Origin of the sequence: Pseudaestuariivita atlantica, from assembly GCF_001205715.1 — a bacterium.
GTDB classification, from domain to species: Bacteria; Pseudomonadota; Alphaproteobacteria; order Rhodobacterales; family Rhodobacteraceae; genus Pseudaestuariivita; species Pseudaestuariivita atlantica.
Genome location: NZ_AQQZ01000009.1, coordinates 1 through 20,372 on the forward strand (window position 1 = coordinate 1; position 20,372 = coordinate 20,372).

At 68.0% G+C, this 20,372-nt stretch carries 21 protein-coding genes and 1 pseudogene; 9 read left to right on the forward strand and 13 right to left on the reverse strand.

Going from position 1 to position 20,372, the window contains the following annotated elements; genetic code table 11:
• Positions 1-27 precede the first annotated feature (27 nt).
• A pseudogene (locus ATO11_RS16970) lies at positions 28-234 on the reverse strand (DUF932 domain-containing protein); the annotation flags it as partial.
• A 282-nt stretch (positions 235-516) separates the two neighbouring features.
• Here ATO11_RS16970 and ATO11_RS16975 point away from each other — a divergent pair.
• Complete coding sequence (locus ATO11_RS16975; protein WP_050532115.1) at positions 517-774, forward strand: pyocin activator PrtN family protein; 258 nt, start codon at positions 517-519, stop codon at positions 772-774.
• A gap of 504 nt (positions 775-1,278) precedes the next feature.
• On the opposite strand, the gene ATO11_RS16980 is transcribed toward ATO11_RS16975, so the two are convergent.
• The 4 genes from ATO11_RS16980 to purD all read right to left on the reverse strand — a co-directional run bounded on the left by ATO11_RS16980 (position 1,279) and on the right by purD (position 4,337).
• Complete coding sequence (locus tag ATO11_RS16980; RefSeq protein WP_050532116.1) at positions 1,279-1,806, reverse strand: helix-turn-helix transcriptional regulator; 528 nt, start codon at positions 1,804-1,806, stop codon at positions 1,279-1,281.
• Positions 1,803-2,378 (reverse strand): cytochrome b/b6 domain-containing protein, encoded by a 576-nt coding sequence (locus ATO11_RS16985; protein ID WP_050532117.1) that lies wholly within the window; start codon positions 2,376-2,378, stop codon positions 1,803-1,805. The genes ATO11_RS16980 and ATO11_RS16985 overlap by 4 nt, the downstream gene beginning before the upstream one ends.
• Positions 2,379-2,382: 4 nt before the next feature.
• Complete coding sequence (locus tag ATO11_RS16990; protein WP_050532118.1) at positions 2,383-2,637, reverse strand: PepSY domain-containing protein; 255 nt, start codon at positions 2,635-2,637, stop codon at positions 2,383-2,385.
• Positions 2,638-3,062: 425 nt separating this feature from the next.
• Entirely contained in the window at positions 3,063-4,337 is a 1,275-nt protein-coding gene (gene purD, locus ATO11_RS16995) for a phosphoribosylamine--glycine ligase (protein ID WP_050532119.1), read from the reverse strand.
• Between the two features lie 85 nt (positions 4,338-4,422).
• Here purD and xseA point away from each other — a divergent pair, with 85 nt between their 5' ends.
• Both xseA and ATO11_RS17005 read left to right on the forward strand, forming a co-directional pair.
• Positions 4,423-5,970, forward strand: coding sequence for an exodeoxyribonuclease VII large subunit (xseA, locus tag ATO11_RS17000; protein ID WP_050532120.1), 1,548 nt, complete (start codon positions 4,423-4,425; stop codon positions 5,968-5,970).
• Between the two features lie 20 nt (positions 5,971-5,990).
• Complete coding sequence (locus tag ATO11_RS17005) at positions 5,991-7,484, forward strand: malonate--CoA ligase (protein WP_082176407.1); 1,494 nt, start codon at positions 5,991-5,993, stop codon at positions 7,482-7,484.
• 9 nt (positions 7,485-7,493) lie between these two features.
• Here the strand turns inward: ATO11_RS17005 and pcaF are convergent, their stop codons facing one another.
• The 7 genes from pcaF to ATO11_RS17040 are packed head-to-tail and all read right to left on the reverse strand — an operon-like array spanning position 7,494 to position 13,926.
• Positions 7,494-8,696, reverse strand: a complete 1,203-nt coding sequence (gene pcaF / locus ATO11_RS17010) for a 3-oxoadipyl-CoA thiolase (RefSeq protein WP_050532295.1) — start codon at positions 8,694-8,696, stop codon at positions 7,494-7,496.
• A 15-nt stretch (positions 8,697-8,711) separates the two neighbouring features.
• Positions 8,712-9,398 (reverse strand): ABC transporter ATP-binding protein, encoded by a 687-nt coding sequence (locus ATO11_RS17015; RefSeq protein ID WP_050532122.1) that lies wholly within the window; start codon positions 9,396-9,398, stop codon positions 8,712-8,714.
• Positions 9,395-10,144: an ABC transporter ATP-binding protein gene (locus tag ATO11_RS17020; protein ID WP_050532123.1), complete on the reverse strand. Its 750-nt coding sequence runs from the start codon at positions 10,142-10,144 to the stop codon at positions 9,395-9,397. The genes ATO11_RS17015 and ATO11_RS17020 overlap by 4 nt, the downstream gene beginning before the upstream one ends.
• Positions 10,137-11,120, reverse strand: coding sequence for a branched-chain amino acid ABC transporter permease (locus ATO11_RS17025; RefSeq protein WP_050532124.1), 984 nt, complete (start codon positions 11,118-11,120; stop codon positions 10,137-10,139). Before ATO11_RS17025 ends, ATO11_RS17020 begins: the two co-directional genes overlap by 8 nt.
• Positions 11,117-12,040, reverse strand: coding sequence for a branched-chain amino acid ABC transporter permease (locus tag ATO11_RS17030; RefSeq protein ID WP_050532125.1), 924 nt, complete (start codon positions 12,038-12,040; stop codon positions 11,117-11,119). Before ATO11_RS17030 ends, ATO11_RS17025 begins: the two co-directional genes overlap by 4 nt.
• Entirely contained in the window at positions 12,037-12,762 is a 726-nt protein-coding gene (locus ATO11_RS17035; protein ID WP_050532126.1) for a 3-keto-5-aminohexanoate cleavage protein, read from the reverse strand. Before ATO11_RS17035 ends, ATO11_RS17030 begins: the two co-directional genes overlap by 4 nt.
• 18 nt (positions 12,763-12,780) lie before the next feature.
• Entirely contained in the window at positions 12,781-13,926 is a 1,146-nt protein-coding gene (locus ATO11_RS17040) for an ABC transporter substrate-binding protein (RefSeq protein WP_050532127.1), read from the reverse strand.
• Between the two features lie 167 nt (positions 13,927-14,093).
• Between ATO11_RS17040 and ATO11_RS17045 the strand changes: the two genes are divergently transcribed.
• On the forward strand, positions 14,094-16,016 hold the full coding sequence (locus ATO11_RS17045; protein WP_050532128.1) for a 3-hydroxyacyl-CoA dehydrogenase NAD-binding domain-containing protein: 1,923 nt from the start codon (positions 14,094-14,096) through the stop codon (positions 16,014-16,016).
• A gap of 10 nt (positions 16,017-16,026) precedes the next feature.
• Here ATO11_RS17045 and ATO11_RS17050 read toward each other — a convergent pair whose 3' ends face one another.
• Entirely contained in the window at positions 16,027-16,779 is a 753-nt protein-coding gene (locus tag ATO11_RS17050) for an SDR family NAD(P)-dependent oxidoreductase (RefSeq protein ID WP_050532129.1), read from the reverse strand.
• An 88-nt stretch (positions 16,780-16,867) separates the two neighbouring features.
• Between ATO11_RS17050 and ATO11_RS17055 the strand changes: the two genes are divergently transcribed.
• From ATO11_RS17055 to ATO11_RS17075, 5 genes are all read left to right on the forward strand, one after another.
• Positions 16,868-17,266 carry a rhodanese-like domain-containing protein gene (locus ATO11_RS17055; RefSeq protein ID WP_050532130.1) on the forward strand — a complete coding sequence of 133 codons (399 nt, stop codon included), beginning with the start codon at positions 16,868-16,870 and terminating at the stop codon, positions 17,264-17,266.
• Positions 17,267-17,329: 63 nt separating this feature from the next.
• Positions 17,330-18,280: an MBL fold metallo-hydrolase gene (locus ATO11_RS17060; protein ID WP_050532131.1), complete on the forward strand. Its 951-nt coding sequence runs from the start codon at positions 17,330-17,332 to the stop codon at positions 18,278-18,280.
• 74 nt (positions 18,281-18,354) lie between these two features.
• The gene (locus ATO11_RS17065; protein ID WP_050532132.1) at positions 18,355-18,552 is read left to right on the forward strand and encodes a hypothetical protein; all 198 of its coding nucleotides are present in this window, start codon (positions 18,355-18,357) and stop codon (positions 18,550-18,552) included.
• Positions 18,549-20,162, forward strand: a complete 1,614-nt coding sequence (locus ATO11_RS17070) for an FAD-dependent oxidoreductase (protein ID WP_050532133.1) — start codon at positions 18,549-18,551, stop codon at positions 20,160-20,162. Before ATO11_RS17065 ends, ATO11_RS17070 begins: the two co-directional genes overlap by 4 nt.
• Entirely contained in the window at positions 20,156-20,368 is a 213-nt protein-coding gene (locus tag ATO11_RS17075) for a DUF2783 domain-containing protein (protein WP_050532134.1), read from the forward strand. Before ATO11_RS17070 ends, ATO11_RS17075 begins: the two co-directional genes overlap by 7 nt.
• The last annotated feature ends 4 nt before the right edge of the window (positions 20,369-20,372 follow it).

The window sequence follows — 20,372 nt, forward strand, 5'->3', positions numbered from 1 at the left end:
ACTCTCCGGTAAACCCGGGGCGGTTCAGATCGCCGCACTTTCCACCGTGCGCGTCCGGCTCCGCTCCGCCCGTCCCTTGACCGAAGCAAAGAGATCGTCGAGCGACAGATACCGCTCGTCGTCGGGCCGTGAGAACCACTCGGACGACACGCGGTCCACGTTCTCGCCGCGCGACACATCCACCTTGTAGCCGCCGCTGAAATTACGCCCGGCATCGATGATTTCGGTGTTCATTGGGAAGCCTCCGCGACGGGCGCCGGAGGCCTCTCCTCCAGCCCTCAACCCGTCACGGCCCTCCCTGCCCGCCTCTGGCTCTCAGAAACGCGGTGAACGTCCGCAGGAACACCCGCCGATTTGATCGCATTGCGTCCTATTTGTTCGCCACCTGTCGCCGCCGCGTGCCGCCCTTTTCACGATCAAGGACCCTGCTCCCGCCAAACGCCGCCGCCCGCTCGCATTGATGAACAACGCGGCTGAGGTCAGGATGCGGAGGAGAGAAACCACCGAGACTGACCGATGAACACGCTTTTTCTCCTGATGGCTCAATATGATGGCCGCGCGGTCGTGCCAGTCGATGCGGTCTGCAAAGACTACTTTTCCCATCTGACCTTGCCGAAGTTCCTTAGGAAGGTCAGTTCCGGTGAAATCGATCTGCCGCTGGTGCGATCGGAGCGCAGTCAGAAGAGCGCGAAGGGTGTCCATCTCTCGGATCTCGCCGCCTATCTCGACAAGCGCCGCGAGGTCGCGCTGTACGAGCGGGACGCCTTCAAGTAGTGACTATCGGCTCTTCAGAAGAGGCTCTTCCCAGACCCCAAAACACCGGTTGGATTTGATCTGGGGAGCGGTTTTCTCACCGATTCGGTCCGTCCAATCCAAGTGGCTCAAACCCCATCGCCCAAAATTCGCGCAAAGCCGGTCCGGAAAAAACTTAAACAAATGAAATTAAATGATAAAATGAGATCACTTGGCGATAAAGGGTGAAATTCTCCGCCTGATTTTTGTGCGCAGGGCCGGGACGGACTTACAACATGATTTACAACACGAGTTACAACATGACCTCAAGAAATTGAAAAATCACAGGCTTTTCGAACCGTCGGTCCAATCCATCATCGGCGCGACCGAAAGGCGCGCGGCTGTGTCGAGCGTGGGGGCCATGGCGTCCCCTACCAAAGGCGCGGAGCGGCGTCGATAGCGGGGCGCCGTCACGAGCCATGGCTTGGATGTGCGAATGCCATTGTCGGGCGCATGGTCGGGGATGTCCTTGCCTTCCGGGCGATGTCAGGCGCCTTGGGCGAGGCGCTCGTTCCCGGCGATCAATTCTTCGACGAAAAGGCTGATGAACTGGGCGCGCCCGTCGGAGTTCGATTTGGCGTAGATACTGGTCGCCTGCGCCCGGACCGTCCCCGACGCGGTGTTCCGGACCCGTGCGATCGCGTCATTGTCCAACCCTTTCAGGATCATGAGGGCGACGTCTCTTTCCGCCTGCGTCAGGTTCCACTCGTCGAAGAACTCCCCGACAATCGCCGCCATATGCCCGTGCGCGATATCGAGTCCCGTCTGCATGTCCGACATCCGCGACATCAATCCGCGCAATTCGATCATCAGGAAGATCACACCGGACACCAGTGCCACGGCAGCGATCGATTCAAGCAGCAGGTGGGGGTTGTCGAGATGCCCGTCCTCGCGAAAATCGAGAATCACGTCACCGATGAAAAACAGCGCCGATACGCCCTGCAAAAGGATAAGGCCCGCAAGAACTGTTGCGCGCCTTTCCTTGGTTTTCGCAGGCCAGAGCCCGAGTTTCATTGGACCTTGCGCCCTTCGGGAATTGTCTTCCTGCCGTTTATCATGGCGCGGACCAGATTGACACCGGACCACCATGTATCGAATGCAACGCCCGCAACGTGCAGGGATACCGAGAAAAGAAGCCAGCCGAAGAGGACCTCGTGCGCTTCCTCGACCCACTCCACGCCGAAGAACGTGATCGTCGTCATCATGTAGCCGGTCACGCCAATGGCGATCACGCTTGCCCAGATGTTGTAGACCATCAGCGTCCCGAGGGGGTTGTGCGACAGATGGACCGACCTGTTGCCGCGAACGATCGCGCGCAGGTGTCTCACGGCGCGTGCGGGGCTGGGCGGAAAGGCGGAAAAGCGCGCATAGGCCGGCCCGAACAGCGCCCAGACGAGGCGCAAGCCGACCAATCCGAGAGCGACATAGCCGATCCACTCATGGGCTTTGCTTTCCTCCTCCACGAACGCGCCGTTGAGCAGGATGGTGAGCGCAAGCGACCAGTGGATCAGCCGCACCAGCGGGTCCCAGACGACGACCTCGCGGGCGCTTGCGCGCCCGCTGGCTGTCTGTTCGACGGTGATCATGGCGTCAGCTCTTGAGCTTGAGCTTCGTCACGGCACCGGTCTGCGGGTTGACGTAGACCTCACCCCTCTCGCGGTCGCGGACGAAGTAGACCTCGATCATGCCGTCTTCCATCTCCGCCTTGCGAACCTCGTAGCCCATGGCGGCCAGCGAGGCCTGGACCTCTTGCATCGTGGTGCCAAGAACGCTGTCCATCGTCAGGTCTTCGGCAAGCGCGGGGGTGGCAATAGCCATCAGCGCGATCAGTGCGAATTGGCGCATGTGTCTTTCCTTTGATCGTGGCACCGAAGATGTGGTGCCGAAACGCGGCAACCCATGTTGTCGCTTGCCGTGATGTCGGGGAAGAGATCGCGCAAGAACAGTGGCCAGCGGTTTATGAACCGCCAAATAAACACGTGCTTATGGCGGATCATTGCCCGCTCCGTCGTCGCAGCCATGGAACCGCTTCCCGCATCCGAAGGCGTGAACCTGTAGAACCAGGGAGTTGCGGTAATCGGGGCAGAAATCGGCTGTCGACCCGCACGCCCGCTGCACCGATCAGTTCCCGGCGAACCTGTCTCTCCACCGGTTCGCAAAACGATGAGCTACGTGGAAAGGCACGGCGCGTGGGCCGCACCATCGGTCCGGTGGTCCCGACGCGTAGTGCGCACCGGTTGCGTGCATGTCCGGGAGGGGGCGGCGGCTTGTCAGCCGTCCCGGTTGATCGCGCGCCAGCCGATGTCGCGGCGGGCAAAGCCTTCGGGCCAGTCGATCGCGTCGACCATGGCATAGGCGCGGTCGCGGGCCTCTTCCAGAGTGTGGCCGCGCGCGGTGCAGTTCAGGACCCGGCCGCCGGCAGCCACGGTTGCGCCACCGGCGACCTTGGTGCCGGCGTGGAAGCAGGTCTGCCAGCTGTCATCCGGCAGATCGTCGAGCCCGCCGATGACGCTGCCCTTGGCATAGGCACCGGGATAGCCCTGCGCGGCAAGGACGACCGTCATCGCGTGGTCGTTGCCCCAGTTGGGCGCGACTTCGGCCAGCTTGCCCTCGGCGCAGGCCTGCATCAGGTCCAGCGCCTGCGCGCCCAGCCGCAGCATCAGGACCTGGCATTCCGGGTCGCCGAAGCGGACGTTGTATTCCACCAGCCGCGGCGCACCGTCCTTGATCATCAGGCCGGCATACAGGACCCCTTGGTAAGGCGTGCCGCGCCGCGCCATTTCCGCCACCGTGGGGCGCACGATCTCGTCCAGCGCGCGTTCGGTCACGGCATCGGTCATCACCGGGGCCGGGGAATAGGCGCCCATGCCGCCGGTATTGGGGCCGGTATCGCCCTCGCCCACGCGCTTGTGGTCCTGCGCGGTACCGATGGCGCAGATGTCCGTGCCGTCGCAGAGAATGAAGAACGAGGCCTCCTCGCCCTCCATGAACTCTTCGATCACCACCTCGGCGCCGGCATCGCCGAAGGCGCCGCCGAACATCTCGTCAACCGCCGCGCGGGCTTCCTCGACCGTCGCGCACAGGATCACGCCCTTGCCCGCAGCAAGCCCGTCGGCCTTCACGACCAGCGGCGCGCCCTGCTCCTCGACATAGGCGAGTGCCGCGTCGCGGTCGGTGAAATGGCCATAGGCCGCGGTCGGTGCGCCGGATGCGTCGCAGATCTCCTTGGTGAACGCCTTCGAGGCTTCGAGCCGCGCCGCCGCAGCACTTGGCCCGAAGACCAGCACGCCCGCCGCGCGCAGCCGGTCGGCCACGCCCGCGGCCAGCGGCGCCTCGGGGCCGATGATGACGAAATCGACGGCCTCGGCCTCCACGAATTCCGCGACGCGGCCCCCGTCGAGGATGTCGATCTCGGCGCATTCCGCCAGCCCGGCCATCCCCGCATTGCCCGGAGCCACGATCAGCCGGTCGCATTTGGGGTTCTGGGCGCAGGCCCATGCGAGGCTGTGTTCGCGCCCGCCGCTTCCAAGGATCAGAATGTTCATGCGTCCCGCCCCGCTGGCTCCCGTCTTGGCCTTTTCGTCGGGGCGTTCTAGGCTTGCGCGAGGCCAAGAGCAACAACCGAGCCCCATGGACCTGATCGACGATCCCCAACCCGGCCGCAACGTGCCGGAATTCACCGTCACGGACCTTGCCGGGCGGGTGAAACGGCTGGTCGAGCGCGAGCTTGGCTATGTCCGCGTCAGGGGAGAGGTGGGCCGCGTGGTGCTGGCGCGGTCGGGGCATCTGTATTTCGACCTCAAGGACGATCGCAACGTCCTGTCCTGCATGACGTGGAAGGGTCAGGTCGCGGGGCTGGGCCTGCGCCCCGAAGAGGGGATGGAGGTCGTGGCCGAGGGGCAGATGACCGCCTCGGGCTTCCAGTCCAAGTTCGCGCTGAACGCCACGCGCCTGCAACTGGCGGGCGAAGGCGCGCTGATGGCGATGCTCGAACGGCGGCGCAAGGCGCTGGCCGCCGAGGGGCTGTTCGACGACGGCCGCAAGAAGCCCCTTCCCTACCTGCCGCACATCATCGGCGTCGTGACCTCGCCACAGGGCGCGGTGATCCGCGACATCCTGCACCGCCTGCGCGACCGGTTCCCGCGCAAGGTGCTGGTCTGGCCGGTGCTGGTGCAGGGACAGGGCAGCGCCGAACAGGTGGCCCGCGCCATCGAAGGGTTCAACGCGCTGACCCCCGGCGGCGCGCTGCCCCGGCCCGACCTTCTGATCGTCGCGCGCGGCGGTGGCTCGGTCGAGGACCTTTGGTGCTTCAACGAAGAGGTCGTGGTGCGCGCCGCGGCCGCGTCCGACATCCCGCTGATTTCCGCCGTGGGGCACGAAACGGACACCACGCTGATCGACCACGCCGCCGACCGGCGCGCGCCGACGCCCACGGCGGCGGCGGAAATGGCGGTGCCGGTGCGCCGGGACCTGCTGGCATGGTGCGAGGAACAGGGCGCGCGCATGACCTCGGCGCTGAACACTCGGCTCGACCAGCGGCGGCAGCGGCTGGCCGACCTCGCCCGCGCCCTGCCGACGCCCGACCGGTTGTTCGACGGCGCGCGGCAGCGGATCGACCGCGCCGATGCCGACCTGCCCCGCGCGCTGCTGGCCGGGATCCGGCTGCGGCGGCTGGCACTGAGCGAGGCCGGGGCCCTGCGCCCCTCCCTGCTGACCGCGCGGCTGTCGCGCGCCGCCGACATGCTGGCCACCCGTGCCGCGCAGCTCGATCCCGCGCTGCACCGCGCCGTGCGTCAACGGCGCGACGCGCTCGACCGCGCCTCGGCCCGGCTTGTCCCGCCGCGCACCGCATTGTCGCGCAACGCCGCTGACCTCGACCGTCTGGCCGCGCGGCTCGTTGCCGTCGGTGCCCAGATCGCCCCGCGCGCGGCGCAACGGCTCGACGCGCAGGCGCGCCTGCTGGAGACGCTCAGCCATCGCGGCACGTTGGCGCGCGGCTATGCCATCGTGCGCGGCGATGGCGAGGTCGTGACCACCGCCAAGGCGGCCAGCAAGGCGCAATCGCTCGAAATCGAGTTCCGGGACGGGGTCGTGACCCCCGGCGCGCCCGCCGCCGCGCCCAAACCCAAGGCCCGCAAACCGAAACCCCCGCCGCCCGAACAGGGCACGCTGCTGTAATCCAGATCGAGGCGACCCCCGTGACCAACCACCTGATAGAGGCGCTTGGCCTTTCGGCCCGCCCCGACGCCCCGCTTGCCCGGATGCCGGACGGGGCCACCGTGACCTATGGCGCGTTCCATGACGGGGCGGCGCGGATCGCCGCGCTGCTGGCCGCCGAAGGCGTGCAACCGGGTGACAGGGTTGCCGCGCAGGTTTCCAAGTCCTTGACCGCACTGCAACTTTACGTGGGCACCGTGATGGCGGGCGGGGTCTTCCTGCCGCTCAACACCGGCTATACCAGCGCCGAATTGCAGCATTTCATCACCGATGCCGACCCGCGCGTCTTCGTCTGCGACCCCGACGCCAAGGCCGACATCGCCGCGCTCACCCCTGCCTCTCTGATGACGCTCAATGCGTCGGGCGGGGGCAGCCTTGCCGACGGGGCGGCGGCGCAACCGGCGGGCTTCGACCCGGTGCCGCGCGGCCCGGATGACCTAGCGGCGATCCTTTATACCTCGGGCACGACCGGCAAGCCCAAGGGCGCGATGCTGAGCCACGGCAACCTAGCCGACAACGCGCGCACGCTGGCGGAATACTGGCGGTTCACGGCGGATGACGTGCTGATCCACGCGCTTCCGATCTTTCACACCCACGGGCTGTTCGTGGCGACCAACGTGACGCTGGTGGCGGGCGGGCAGATGATCTTCCAGCCGGGCTTCGACGCGCAGGCGATCCTAGACGCGCTGCCACACGCGACCGCGCTGATGGGCGTGCCGACCTTCTACACCCGGCTCTTGCAGCAGGACGGGCTGGCCGAGGCCGCGCGCGGCATGCGCCTTTTCGTGTCGGGATCGGCCCCGCTGCTGGCCGAGACGCATGTTCAGTGGGAAGCGGCGACGGGCCACCGCATCCTCGAACGCTACGGCATGACCGAAACCAACATGAACACGTCGAACCCCTATGACGGGGAGCGGCGCGCGGGCACCGTGGGCTTCCCCCTGCCGGGGGTCGACCTGCGCCTGACCGACGGCAAGGGCACCCCGGTCGCCGACGGCGACCCCGGCATCGTCGAGGTGCGTGGGCCGAACGTGTTCAAGGGCTATTGGAACCTGCCCGAAAAGACCGCCGAGGAGTTGTTGGCCGACGGCTTCTTCGTCACCGGCGATATCGGGCGGATCGACGCGGACGGGTACCTGCACATCATCGGGCGGGCGAAGGACCTTGTCATCTCGGGCGGCTACAACGTCTATCCCAAGGAAGTCGAGGTGCTGATCGACGACGTGCCGGGCGTGGTCGAAAGCGCCGTAATCGGCGTGCCGCATCCCGATTTCGGGGAGGCGGTCGTGGCGATTGTCGTGGGCACCTCCAGCGACCCGGCCACGCCGGACGCCATTGCCGCCGCCATCGCGCCCGACCTCGCGCGCTACAAACAGCCCAAGTTGATCGAGATGGTCGACGCGCTGCCGCGCAACACGATGGGTAAGGTGCAAAAGAACGTGTTGCGAGAGACTTACGGCAACCTTTTCACGTAACGCCTGAAGTCAGGGCCGGTGCAGCGCCATCGCCACGCCCTGCCCGACACCCACGCACAGCGTCACCAGCGCCGCCGTCGCGCGCCCCTTGCCGATGTCGTGCGCCGCCGTGCCCGCAAGCCGCGCGCCGGTCATGCCCAGCGGGTGGCCCAGCGCGATGGCCCCGCCATTGGGGTTGAGGTGCGGCGCCACCGGGTCGAGGCCCAGATCACGACACACGGCGATGGCCTGCGCGGCAAACGCCTCGTTCAACTCGATCCGGTCAAACGCATCCACGCTCAGCCCCGTCTGCGCGCACAGTTTCCGCACCGCCGGCACCGGACCGATCCCCATGACGCGTGGCGCGACCCCGGCACTCGCTGCCCCGCCATAGCGCGCAAGCGGCGTCAGGCCGTGGCGCTTGACCGCCGCCTCGCTCGCAAGGACCAGCGCCGCCGCGCCGTCGTTCACGCCCGAGGCATTGCCCGCCGTGACGCTGCCGCCCTCGCGGAAGGGCGTGGGAAGGCTGGCAAGTTTTTCAAGCGTCGTGGCGCGGGGATGTTCGTCTTGCGAGACTTCCACCGGCGGGCCCTTGCGTTGCGCAAGGCTCACCGGAGCGATCTCTTCCGCCAGTCGGCCCGAGGCCTGCGCGGCGGCGCACCGTTCCTGGCTGGCAAGGGCGAAGGCATCCTGATCGGCGCGGGCGACGGACCAGTCGGCGGCCACGTTTTCCGCCGTCTCGGGCATCGCATCGGTGCCATAGGCCTTGGCCATCGCGCGGTTGACGAACCGCCAGCCAATGGTCGTGTCAAAGACCTCGGCCCGCCTGTCGAAGGCCGCCGTGGCCTTGGCCATGACGAAGGGCGCGCGGCTCATGCTCTCTGATCCACCCGCGATCACAAGGTCGGCCTCCCCCACCTGCACCTGCCGCGCGCCCGCGATCACCGCGTCGAGGCCGGAGGCGCAGAGCCGGTTGACCGTTACCCCCGGTACCTCGGGCGGGAGGCCCGCCAGAAGCGCCGCCATGCGTGCAACGTTGCGGTTGTCCTCCCCCGCCTGGTTGGCCGCGCCCCAGACGACCTGGTCCACCTCGGCGGGATCGAGGCCCGCCGCGCGCGCCATCAACACGCGGATCGGATGCGCGGCCAGATCGTCCGCCCGCATCCCCGACAGCGCACCGCCGTACCGCCCGATGGGCGTGCGCACGTAGTCGCAGATGAACACCTCTTTCAGCGCGTCGGCCATGCGTCACACTCCCACCAGTCGTTCCGATATGTCGGGCGTGAGGTCGGCCATTCCACCCTGCCACGCCGTCTTGCCCCGTTCGAGGATCACCGCGCGATCCGCGACCTGCGCCAGTTCCCGCACCGATTTGTCGATCACGAGGATCGCAAGCCCGGTATCCCGTTTCAGCCGCGCGATCGCCGCCCAGATTTCCTGCCGCACCAGCGGGGCCAGCCCCTCGGTCGCCTCGTCGAGGATCAGAAGGCGCGGGTTGGTCATCAGGGCGCGGCCGATGGCCAGCATCTGCTGTTCGCCGCCCGACAGCGAGCCCGCCCGTTGGCCCGACCGTTCGCCGAGGCGCGGGAAGAGGTCCGCGACCCGTTCGAGCGTCCAGTCTCCCGTTCGTGCCGCCGCGATCAGGTTCTCGCGCACGGTGAGGTCGCGGAACGGGCGGCGGCCCTCGGGCACCAGCCCGATCCCGGCGCGCGCGATGCGGTGACTGGGCCAGCCCGCAAGGTCCGCGTCGTCGAACCGGATCGTGCCCTCCCACGGCAGCATCCCGCAGATGGCCTTGACCGTCGTGGTCTTGCCCATCCCGTTGCGGCCCATCAGCGCCACCACCTCGCCCGCGCCGATGTCAAGCGACACGTCGAACAGCGCCGGCGCCGCGCCGTAGCGGGCGGTCAGGGCAGAGACATGCAGCAGGCTCATGCGCTGTCCCCGAGATAGGCCGCCTGCACGGCGGGGTCGCGGCGGATCTCGGCCACGGTGCCGGTCGCGATCACGCGGCCCGACACCAGCACGCTCACCCGGTCGGCAAGGGCAAAGACGGCGTCCATGTCGTGTTCGACCAGCAGGATCGGCGCCTCGTCCCGCAACCCGTCGAGGAAGCCGGTCATGCGCCGCGATCCGTCCGCGCCGAGGCCCGCCATGGGTTCGTCCATCACGAAGGCGCGCGGTTGCAGCGTCAGCGCCACCGCGACCTCCAATTGCCGCCGCTGGCCGTGCGACAGGGCAGAGACCGGCGTGTCCGCCGCGTCCTGAAGCCCTACGCGTTCCAGCGCCGCCATGGCGCGGTCGCGCAGGGCGGCGTCGCGGGCGACGGGGCGCAGGAAGCGCCACGGCCTGCCACTGGCCCCCAGCGCACCGAGCGCGGCGTTCTCGAACACGCTGTCCTCCATCGCCAGCGCCGAGATCTGGAACGTGCGCGCAAGACCCGCCCGCGCCCGCGCCTCGACACTGCGGGCGGTCACGTCCCGGCCCTCCAGCCGCACGCTGCCCCGGTCGGGGCGCAGCGCGCCGCTCACCTGTGCGATCAGGGTCGACTTGCCCGCACCGTTGGGGCCGATCAGGGCGTGGATCTCTCCCGGTCGCAGGTCGAGGCTCACCTCGTCCGTCGCCTTCAGCGCGCCGAAGGCCTTGGACAGGCCACGGGTTTCCAGAACGGCGTCAGACATGCGGCCCCGCCTTCCCGGTCAAGAGCCCGATCACCCCGCCGCGCGCGAACAGGACCAGCCCCAGAAGGATGCCGCCCAGCGCGATCAGCCAGTATTCCGTCAGCCCGCCCAGCCAGTGCTCCAGCGCCACGAACAGCGCCGCGCCCACGACCGGGCCCATCAACCGCCCCACCCCGCCGATGACGATCAGCACGATCAGCTCGCCCGACAGCTGCCAGCTGAACATGGTGGGCGACACGAACCGGTTGAGATCGGCATAAAGCGCGCCTGCAAGCCCCGTGACCGCACCCGAGATGACGAAGGCCACGAGCTTCAGCCGTGCCGGATCGAGCCCTACCGCCGCCACCCGCGCAGGTGCCTGCCGCGCGGCGTTCAGGGCGAGGCCGAAGGGCGATGACCGCAGCGCGGCAAACAGCACCAGCGCCGCCAACAGCACAGCGAAGGTCAGCCCGAAGAACTGGATCGGGACCAGCGTGTTGAGGCCGGGAAAGCCGTTGCGGACATAGATCGAAAGCCCGTCCTCGCCGCCATAGGCGCTCCACGAGATGGCGAAGTAGTAAAGCATCTGCCCGAAGGCGAGCGTGATCATAATGAAATAGACGCCGGTTGTCCGCAGGCTCAGCTTGCCGATCACCCATGCAACCAGCGCCGAGGCGACAAGCGCGGTGATCCAGATCACCGGCATCGACTTGGTCCCGGCGATGGTCAGCGGCCCGATCTCCAGCGGTGCATAGGTCTGCGCATGGTGGGCGAGGATGCCCATGGCATAGCCGCCAAGGCCGAAGAACGCCGCGTGGCCAAGGCTCACCAACCCGCCGATCCCCAGCGCGATGTTCAACCCCACGGCGGCCAGCGCGAGGATCGCGGCGCGGGTGGCGAGCGTTATGGTGAAGGGCTCGTCCGCCCAAAGCGCCCAGAGCGGCACGGCGGCGAAGGCCAGCAGGATACCGGCGTTCAGAACGTTTTCGCGTATCATGCGGCGCGCGTCCCGAACAGGCCCGCAGGCCGCCAGACCAGGACCAGCCCCATGAGGATGTAGATCGCCATCGATGCCAGCGCCGCGCCCGTCTGCGTTGCGGCATCAGGTGCCATGAACAGCCGGAACAGCGCGGGCAGGAACAGCCCGCCCAGCGTGTCGGTCAGCCCCACGAGCAGCGCGCCCACGAAGGCGCCCTTGATCGACCCGATCCCGCCGATGACGATCACGACGAAGGCGAGGATCAGCACCGGCTCCCCCATCCCGACCTGTACCGACTGGATCGCCCCCACCAGCGCGCCCGCAAGGCCCGCAAGTGCCGCGCCCAGCGCGAAGACGAGCGTATAGAGGCGCGAGATATCGACGCCCAGCGCCGCGATCATCTCCCGGTCGTTTTCGCCTGCGCGGATGCGGATACCCAGCCGCGTGCGCGCCGTCAGCCACCACAGCCCCAGCGCCACCGCGATCCCGATCGCGATCAGGGCAAGGCGGTAGCGGGGGTACTCGATCCCGCCCGGCAGCGTCACCGGGCCCGACAGCGCGTCGGGGATGTCGAGGTAAAGGGGGAAGGACCCGAAAAGCCAGCGCGTGCCTTCGGAAAAGATCAGGATCAGCGCGAAGGTCGCCAGCACCTGGTCAAGGTGCGGCGCGGCGTAGAGCCTTCGGATCACCGCGATCTCGATTACAGCACCCGCCAGCGCCGCCGCCGCCAGCGCCGCCGCCAGCGCCAGCACGAAGGACCCCGTCACCCCCGCGACGGCAGCGGCGGCAAAGGCCCCCACCATGTAAAGCGAGCCATGGGCGAGGTTGATCAGCCCCATCACCCCGAAGATCAGCGTCAGGCCCGCCGCCATCAGGAACAGCATGACGCCGAATTGCAGGCCGTTCAGGACCTGTTCGATCAGAAGGATCGTGCTCATGCCGCCCGCGCCATCATCTGTGCCGCGGCGCGCAGGAGGTCCGCGTTGGACGGCGCGGGCGTGCCGTCGGGCATGTGCAGCACGTCCTCGTACCCGATCCGGGTGTCCAGCCCGCGCCGCGCGGCTTCGGCCACGCAGGCCCATGCGCTTTGCCCTTCGCCGTGCAGCAGCAGCGGGGCGGTCACGCCGCCCCTTTCCAAAATGCCGATGATGTCCGCAGCTTCCGTCAACGCCTCGTCCGGCGTCACATCCTGAATTTCGATCAACACGCGCAGCAGGGCCGGTGCAGCGGCCCCGGCCACCAGCCGGTGCGCGTCATCGGTGGTCCAGACCCCGGCCTCTATGCCGATGCCCTTACCCGCCATGATCTGCATGACGTCGAATGCATCCGCCTCGTTCAGGTTTATGGACACGTAATCGGGGCAGACCTGCCACCCTTCCAGCGCCTCGGCCCGGCTTTTCCCGCCGGTATCGGACCAGAGGCCGGTGCCCAGCCCCACGGGCAGGCCCGGCGCGGCGGCGCGGATCGCGGCGACACAGGTCGCCACGATCTCGGGCACAAGGCATTCGCGCCCTTCGTCATCCCGCGCATGCACGTGCACGCCCCCTGCGCCCGCCTTGTGCACAAGGCGCGCGTCCTCCGCGATCTCGGCGGCGGAGATGGGAACGCGGGCCGCTTCGGCCCGCGTCCGCCCCCCGTTCAGGCAGGCTTGCAACAGCATCGCGTGCGTTCCGACCGCTTACATCTTGCAGTCGTCCACGTAGGCGTTGCCGTGGTTTTCCAGCGCGACCCCGACGATGCGGTTGGTGATGACATCACCCTCCTGCACCACCTCGCGGGCATAGATGTCCTGGATCGGGTGCTGGTTCGACGCGAAGGAGAAGTCCCCCCGCACGCTGTCGAACTCGGCCTTGCGCAGGGCCTCGCGGAAGGCGTCCGGGTCCTCGGCGGGATGCGCCACGTCAAAGGCCGAGATCATCAGGTTCGCCGTATCGAACCCCTGGCTGGCATAAAGCGACGGCAGGCGACCGTATTCCGCCTGGAAGCTTTCCACGAAGGCCGCGTTGGCCGCGTTGTCGATGTCCTTCGACCATTGCGAGGTATTGACCACGCCCAGCGCCGCTTCGCCCACCGCCTTCAGGATGCCCTGGTCGAACGAGAAGGCCGGCCCGACGACGGGAATGTCGACGCCCGAATCCGCGTATTGCTTGAGGAAGGAAATCCCCATCCCGCCCGGCAGGAAGAAGAACACGCTGTCGGCGCCCGAGGCGCGGATCTGCGCGATTTCCGAGGCATAGTCCGTCTGGCCAAGGTCGGTATAGATCTCGGCCGCGATGTCACCGCCGAACATGCGCTTGTAACCCGTCAGCGCGTCCTTGCCCGCCGGGTAGTTGGGCGCAAGGATGAAGCTGTTCTTGTAGCCCGCGCTGGTGGCATAGCCGCCCGCGGCCTCGTGCAGGTTGTCGTTCTGCCACGCGACGTTGAAATAGTTGGGGTGGCAGCCCTTGCCCGCCAGCGCCGACGGCCCGGCATTGGGCGAGAGGTAGAACTTGCCCTGCGCCGTCGCCGACGGAACCACCGCCATGGCAAGGTTCGACCAGATGATGCCGGTCAGCACGTCGACCTTTTCGGACTGGATCATCTTGTCGGCCAGTTGCACGGCGATGTCGGGCTTGCGCTGGTCGTCTTCGACCACGACCTCGATATCGTCACGGCCCGCCTGCTTGACGGCCAGCAGGAACCCGTCCCGCACGTCAAGGCCAAGCCCCGCGCCGCCGCCCGAAAGGGTGGTGATCATGCCGACTTTCAGCCCGCCATGCCCATCGGCCAGCGCGGCGCCCGCCGTGAGGCCCAGCGCGGCAAGTGTTGCGATCCAAGTCTTCATCCGTCTCTCTCCCTTGTTGTCCCTGATCGACCGGGTCTGGTGCCCGCCAACCGGCTCTGCGGGACTATTCCGTGCTTCGCGCGCGCCGACAAGCCCCGCGCGCCACCTTGCGTGCCCGCGCGCTGCCCCGTACCACTCGACCCGACCCCGCAGCCGGAAGAGCCCGCATGACCGTTTCCGTCACCCGCACCGGCGCCATCGCCCGCGTCACCATCGACAATCCGCCGGTCAACGCCGCCAGCCACGCGGTCCGTTCGGGCCTGATGAAGGCGGTTGCGGATTGCGAGGCCGACGCGGCCGTCACCGCCGTGATCCTGCATTGCGCCGGCCGCACCTTCGTCGCCGGTGCCGATATCCGCGAGTTCGACGCTCCGCCGCAGGAACCGCACCTGCCCGACGTGATCGCCGCCATCGAAGGCGCGTCGAAACCGTGGATCGCGGTGTTGCACGGCACGGTTCTGGGCGGCGGGCTGGAACTGGCGATGGGCTGCCATGCCCGCGTGGCCGCGCCCGGCACGCGGCTGGGCCTGCCCGAGGTCAACCTTGGCCTAATCCCCGGCGCGGGCGGCACGGTGCGCCTGCCCCGCCTTGTCCCCGCCGATGTCGCGCTCACCATGATCGCGGGCGGAAAGCCTGTCCCGGCGGACGCGGCGCTGGCCTCCGGCCTGATCGACGCGGTGGCAGGGGGAGACCTGCTCGACGCCGCAACGGCGCTTGCGGGCGATGTGACGCCGGAACCCACGCTCGACCGGGCGGTGCGCGCGCCGCAAGACCGCGATGCGTTCGACAGGCAGGCGGCGACACTGGTCGCCAAGGCGCGCGGGCAGGTCTCGGTCGCCGAGGCGGTGCGCGCCGTGGAACGCGCGCTGGACCTGCCCGCAGCCGAAGCATTGGCCGCCGAACGCGCGGCCTTCCTCGATCTCAAGGGCCATCCGCAGGCGCGCGCGCTGCGGTACATCTTCTTTGCCGAACGCGGCACGCTTTCGGACCCGCGCTGCAAGGGCGCGACCCGCCCGGTGGAGCAGGTTGCCGTGGTGGGCGGCGGCACGATGGGATCGGGTATCGCTGCCGCCTGCCTGTTCGCGGGCCTGACCGTGCACCTTATGGAACGCGACGCGCCCGCGGCCTCTGCCGGGTCGATGCGGGTCGCGCAGATCCTCGACGGCGCGGTCACGCGCGGGCGCATGACGCAAGGCGCGCGGGACAGCCTGCAAATGCGCTTCTCGGCCTCCGCCGCGCCCGCGGACCTTGCGCAAGCGGACCTCGTGATCGAGGCGGTGTTCGAGGATCGGGATGCCAAGACCGAGGTGTTCGCGATGCTCGACGCGCAGACGCGGGCCGATGCGATCCTTGCGACCAACACCTCCTATCTCGACGTGACCGCGCTGGCGCGGACCGTGGCGGACCCGTCGCGGGTGATCGGCCTGCACTTCTTCGCGCCCGCGCATATCATGAAGCTGCTCGAAATCGTGGTGCCGGATGGCGTGGCGGACGATGTCGTCGCCACGGCGGCGGCCCTGTCAAAGCGGCTGGGCAAGACAGCGGTGCTGGCAGGCGTCTGCGACGGGTTCATCGCCAACCGGGTGCTGACCGCCTACCGGCAGGAGGCCGACGCGCTGATCGAAGGCGGCGCGTCGCCCTACGAGGTCGACGCCGCCATGCGCGGCTTCGGGATGCCCATGGGCGTGTTCGAAATGCAGGACCTGTCGGGGCTCGATATCGGCTGGGCCGCCCGCAAGCGCCGCGCGGCGGCGGGCGTGCCGGGGTACCGGCCCGCGCCCATCTCGGACGCGCTGTGCGAGGCGGGATGGTTCGGGCGCAAGACGGGACGCGGCTGGTACCGATATGACGAGGGCGCTGCCGCCCCCTGCCCCGACGTGGCCGCGCTGCTGGCGCGCCACCGCCCGGACCGGCCCATCGACGCCGACCGGATCATGGCCCGCATCCTTGGCGCGATGCAGCGCGAAGGTGCCGCGATCCTCGACGAGGGGATCGCGGCGCGTGCATCCGATATCGACGTGGCGATGGTCGCGGGGTTTGGGTTTCCGCGCTGGCGGGGCGGCCCGATGTTCCTGTCGGACACGCCCTGAGCGATCCGCCTCAGACGGTGTAGTTCAGCCCCATCCGGCCCCCGTCGACATAGACCGTCTCTCCGGTGACGTAGCTTGCCTTCTTCGAGGCGAGGAAAGCCACCACGTCCGCGATCTCGCGCGCTTCGCCGACGCGGCCCAGCGGCGTGCGCGACATGACCCTGGCCATCGCGTCGGGATTGGCGTTCACGCCCGCCATCATCGCCGTGTCGATCGAACCCGGTCCCACCGCGTTGACGCGGATGTTGTGCGGCGCAAGCGCCAGTGCGGCGACCTTGGTCAGCTGGTTCACACCACCTTTCGAGGCGCAATAGGCCGGGATCGCGGGGATGGCGAGCTGCGCGTTGATCGACGACATGTTCACGATCGCGCCTTCGATCCCGTTGGCGATCATCGCCTTCGCGGCGCGCTGCGTCGCAAGGAACACGCCCGTGAGGTTGATCGCGATCACCTTCTGGAAATCGTCGAGGCTGTAGTCGAGGAAATCCCCAGGCATCGCCACGCCCGCATTGTTGACCAGCACCGATACCGGGCCCAGCGTTTCCTCGATCGTGTCGAACATCGCCGCGATCTGCCCCGGACCCGACATGTCGCAGGGCAGGCCCACCGTCCCGCCGCCCAGCCGGTCGGCGGCCTCGCGCACGCCCTCGGCATTGATGTCGGAAAGAACGACCTGGTAGCCGTCCTCCTTCAGCGCGGCGCCGCAGGCATATCCGATGCCCTGCGCCCCGCCGGTGACCAGCGCGATGGGTTTGTCTGTCATGGGGGTCTCCTTCGATCTGTCCGGCTTGAGGGCGCGGAGCCTGTGTGCCAGCCTAAGCAAAACCCGCAGCCGAGGACAATCTATGCCCATGCCCAAGCTGAAAAAATCCGCGGCCCGGATGGTCGCCGAGGCCCGCGCCCGGATCGAGGAGGTGGAAACCGCCGACCTGATCGCCCGCGTCGGCGACCCCGACACCGTGATCGTCGATATCCGCGACCCGCGCGAACGCGCGCGCACCGGCTATATCCCCGGATCGGTGCACGCCCCGCGCGGCATGGTCGAGTTCTGGGTCGATCCCGAAAGCCCCTATTTCAAGGAGGTTTTCGGGCAGGAGGGCAAACGCTTCGTGTTCCACTGCGCCTCGGGCTGGCGCTCGGCGCTGACGGTTGCCACCCTGCAGGACATGGGCTTCGACGCCGCCCACCTGCGCGAAGGCTTTTCGACATGGGAAAAGCAGGGCGGCCCGGTGGAACGCGACGACGACTGAGCGGCCCTTGCTAGTTACAAACCCAACCGTATCTTGCAGGCCAGGACCACGAAAGGAGCTCGCATGACCAAAGCCTTCGCCAGCCAGGGGGACATGGCCGACAAGGACGTCACCTTTTCCGAGATCGGCGAGGGCCTGTGGGCCTTCACCGCCGAGGGCGACCCGAATTCGGGCGTGATCATCGGCGATGACAGCGTCATGATCGTGGAGGCTCAGGCGACCCCGCGCCTTGCCCGCGCGGTGATCGAGAAGGTGCGCGAGGTCACCGACAAGCCGATCACCCACCTCGTGCTGACGCATTACCACGCCGTGCGCGTGCTGGGCGCGTCGGCCTATGGCGCGGGGCAGGTCATCATGAGCGAAAAGGCCCGGTCGATGGTGGCCGAACGCGGGCAGGAGGACTGGGACAGCGAGTTCGACCGCTTCCCGCGCCTCTTCCAGGGGCACGAGGAAATACCGGGCCTCACATGGCCGACAACGACCTTCAACGACCGGATGAGCGTCTACCTTGGCAAGCGGCGGGTGGACCTGATGCGGTTGGGCCGGGCGCATACGGCAGGCGACATCGTGATCTATGTCCCCGACGCCAACGTCATGTTCACCGGCGACATCATCGAATACCACTCCGCCTGCTATTGCGGGGACGGGCATTTCCACGACTGGCCCGGCACCGCCGAGCGCATCCGTGCGTTCAACCTCGACGCCATCGCGCCCGGACGCGGCGACGCGCTGGTGGGCCGCGACATGGTCAATGCCGGCATCGATTCGACCATCGATTTCGTCCGCTCCACCTACAGCCCCGCCGCGCGGGTGGCGCTGAAGGGCGGCTCGCTGAAAGAGGCATGGGACGCGGTGCGCGCCGAATGCGACCCGAAATTCAGCGACTACGCGATCTACGAACACTGCCTGCCGTTCAACGTGGCCCGCGCCTATGACGAGGCGCTGGACATCGACACGCCGCGCATCTGGACGGCCGAGCGCGACAAGGAGATGTGGGCGGCGCTGCAGGGCTGAGGCACGGCACGGATGGAGATCGGCCCTCCGGGGGCCATATTTGGAAAGAGAAGAAGCCGTCAGGGAGGCGCATCATGGGCCACGGTCCGACACGCGGCGAATTGCTGTTCCGGCTGGCGTTTTCGCTGGCGGGGCTTGTGTTGCTGGCAGTTGCGCTGTTCGTGCGCGGCGTGCCGCAGGGGCCGGCGCTGGTCGAGGTGGTGGTCGTCGCGGGCGGGTTCTTCGGCGGGACGGCTGTGTGGACGCTCTGGAAGCTGGGGAAGGCGAAATGAACGCCTGGGCCAGCCGGTATACGCGGGCCTTTGCGCTTTATCCCTATACCCGCCACGCCGATCAGGACCGGGACGCGCCGGTTCGGCACCCGGTGGTGATCGTGGGTGGTGGGCCCATCGGGATGGCACTGGCTCTGGACCTGGGGCAGCGGGGCGTCGGCGTCGTGGTGCTGGACGACCATGACGGCGTCGGACAGGGCAGCCGCGCGATCTGTTTCGCCAAGCGCACGCTGGAGATCTGCGACCGGCTGGGCCCCGGCCAGCGCATGGTCGACAAGGGCGAGCAGTGGAACCTTGGCCGGGTGTTCCGGGGCGAGGACGAGATCTATACCTTCAACCTGTTGCCGGAGGACGGCCACCGCCGCCCGGCCTTCATCAACCTGCAGCAGCCCTATTTCGAGAAATTCCTCGTCGACGCGATCCGCGAGGCGCAGGAGGCGGGCGCGCCCATCGACATTCGCGGCTGCAACCGCGTGGTGGCTTGCGATCCGAAGGACGACCACGTCGCGCTGGAAGTGGACACGCCCGATGGCCCCTACCGGGTGGAGGCGGACTGGCTGGTGGCCTGCGACGGGGCCAATTCGCCGATCCGCGACGGGATGGGGCTGGGGTTCGACGGGCGCGTGTTCGAGGACAACTTCCTGATCGCCGACATCCGCATGCAGGCGCCCTTCCCGACCGAACGCCGTTTCTGGTTCGACCCGCCATTCAATCCGGGCCAGACGGCGCTGATGCACAAGCAGCCCGATGACGTCTGGCGGCTCGACTTCCAGCTGGGATGGGACATCGACCGGCAGGCCGAACTGGACGAGGACCGCATCCGCGAGCGGGTGCGCGGCATGATCGGCGACCGGGCGTTCGATATGGTCTGGACCTCGATCTACACCTTCCGCTGCTGCACCATGGACCGCTACGTGCATGGCCGGGTGATCTTCGCGGGCGACAGCGCGCACCAGGTCTCGCCCTTCGGGGCGCGGGGCGCCAACGGGGGCATGCAGGATGCCGACAATCTGGGATGGAAGCTGGCCGCCGTGCTACAGGGCCCCGCACCAGAGGCGCTGATCGAAAGCTACCATGTCGAGCGCAAGCATGCGGGGCTGGAAAACATCCGGAATTCAAGCCGTACCGCGGACTTCCTCACCCCGCGTTCGCCCGCCCATGCGCTGTTCCGCGACGCGGTTCTGGACCTTGTCGAAGACCATGCCTTTGCCCGCCCGATGGTCAATTCCGGGCGGCTTTCGGCTCCGGCGAGCTATGACGGATCGCCCCTGAACGGGGCGGATGACCTGCCCGGTGCACCGGCCCGATCGCGGCCCGGCAGCCCCTGCCCGGATGCGCCGCTGGGCGACGGCTTCCTGCTCGATCACCTGACCGAGGCCTGCCTGCTGGGCATCGGCGCGCCGGTGCCCGAGGCGGTGACGATCGACGGCGTGACGCTGAAGGGCCTGACCCTGCCCGCGGACGGCCTGATCGCGGAACGCTATCTCGGCAGCGCAGCGCGTAGCATCTACCTGATCCGCCCCGACCAGCACGTCGCCGCCCGGTGGGAAGCCTTTGACCCCGGCCCCGTCGCATTGGCGGTCGGCCAGATGATGGGGCGCGCATGCTGAACACCGATCCGAACCTCGCCGTCCCCGATGACTTCTATGCCGCGCTTTTGCGGGCGCACGAGGGCCTTGATGCCGACGAGACTCACGCGCTCAACGCGCGCCTGATCCTGATCCTCGCCAACCATATCGGCGACCTCGCCACGCTCGAAGAAGCGCTGGCGCTGGCCCGAGGCAAAGTGGTTGAAGGCGATGCGACAACCTCCTGAAAGG

Excerpts from the sequence above, each read along its gene's own strand:
- ATO11_RS16990 (WP_050532118.1), bottom strand. The coding sequence starts at position 2,637 with ATGCGCCAATTCGCACTGATCGCGCTGATGGCTATTGCCACCCCCGCG.
- ATO11_RS17035 (WP_050532126.1), bottom strand. The coding sequence starts at position 12,762 with ATGCTGTTGCAAGCCTGCCTGAACGGGGGGCGGACGCGGGCCGAAGCG.
- ATO11_RS17020 (WP_050532123.1), bottom strand. The coding sequence starts at position 10,144 with ATGTCTGACGCCGTTCTGGAAACCCGTGGCCTGTCCAAGGCCTTCGGC.
- ATO11_RS17060 (WP_050532131.1), top strand. The coding sequence starts at position 17,330 with ATGACCAAAGCCTTCGCCAGCCAGGGGGACATGGCCGACAAGGACGTC.
- xseA (WP_050532120.1), top strand. The coding sequence starts at position 4,423 with ATGGACCTGATCGACGATCCCCAACCCGGCCGCAACGTGCCGGAATTC.
- ATO11_RS17075 (WP_050532134.1), top strand. The coding sequence starts at position 20,156 with ATGCTGAACACCGATCCGAACCTCGCCGTCCCCGATGACTTCTATGCC.
- ATO11_RS16975 (WP_050532115.1), top strand. The coding sequence starts at position 517 with ATGAACACGCTTTTTCTCCTGATGGCTCAATATGATGGCCGCGCGGTC.
- ATO11_RS17065 (WP_050532132.1), top strand. The coding sequence starts at position 18,355 with ATGGGCCACGGTCCGACACGCGGCGAATTGCTGTTCCGGCTGGCGTTT.
- ATO11_RS17015 (WP_050532122.1), bottom strand. The coding sequence starts at position 9,398 with ATGAGCCTGCTGCATGTCTCTGCCCTGACCGCCCGCTACGGCGCGGCG.
- ATO11_RS16985 (WP_050532117.1), bottom strand. The coding sequence starts at position 2,378 with ATGATCACCGTCGAACAGACAGCCAGCGGGCGCGCAAGCGCCCGCGAG.
- ATO11_RS17055 (WP_050532130.1), top strand. The coding sequence starts at position 16,868 with ATGCCCAAGCTGAAAAAATCCGCGGCCCGGATGGTCGCCGAGGCCCGC.
- ATO11_RS17050 (WP_050532129.1), bottom strand. The coding sequence starts at position 16,779 with ATGACAGACAAACCCATCGCGCTGGTCACCGGCGGGGCGCAGGGCATC.
- ATO11_RS17030 (WP_050532125.1), bottom strand. The coding sequence starts at position 12,040 with ATGAGCACGATCCTTCTGATCGAACAGGTCCTGAACGGCCTGCAATTC.
- ATO11_RS17025 (WP_050532124.1), bottom strand. The coding sequence starts at position 11,120 with ATGATACGCGAAAACGTTCTGAACGCCGGTATCCTGCTGGCCTTCGCC.
- ATO11_RS16980 (WP_050532116.1), bottom strand. The coding sequence starts at position 1,806 with ATGAAACTCGGGCTCTGGCCTGCGAAAACCAAGGAAAGGCGCGCAACA.
- ATO11_RS17045 (WP_050532128.1), top strand. The coding sequence starts at position 14,094 with ATGACCGTTTCCGTCACCCGCACCGGCGCCATCGCCCGCGTCACCATC.
- ATO11_RS17040 (WP_050532127.1), bottom strand. The coding sequence starts at position 13,926 with ATGAAGACTTGGATCGCAACACTTGCCGCGCTGGGCCTCACGGCGGGC.
- purD (WP_050532119.1), bottom strand. The coding sequence starts at position 4,337 with ATGAACATTCTGATCCTTGGAAGCGGCGGGCGCGAACACAGCCTCGCA.
- ATO11_RS17070 (WP_050532133.1), top strand. The coding sequence starts at position 18,549 with ATGAACGCCTGGGCCAGCCGGTATACGCGGGCCTTTGCGCTTTATCCC.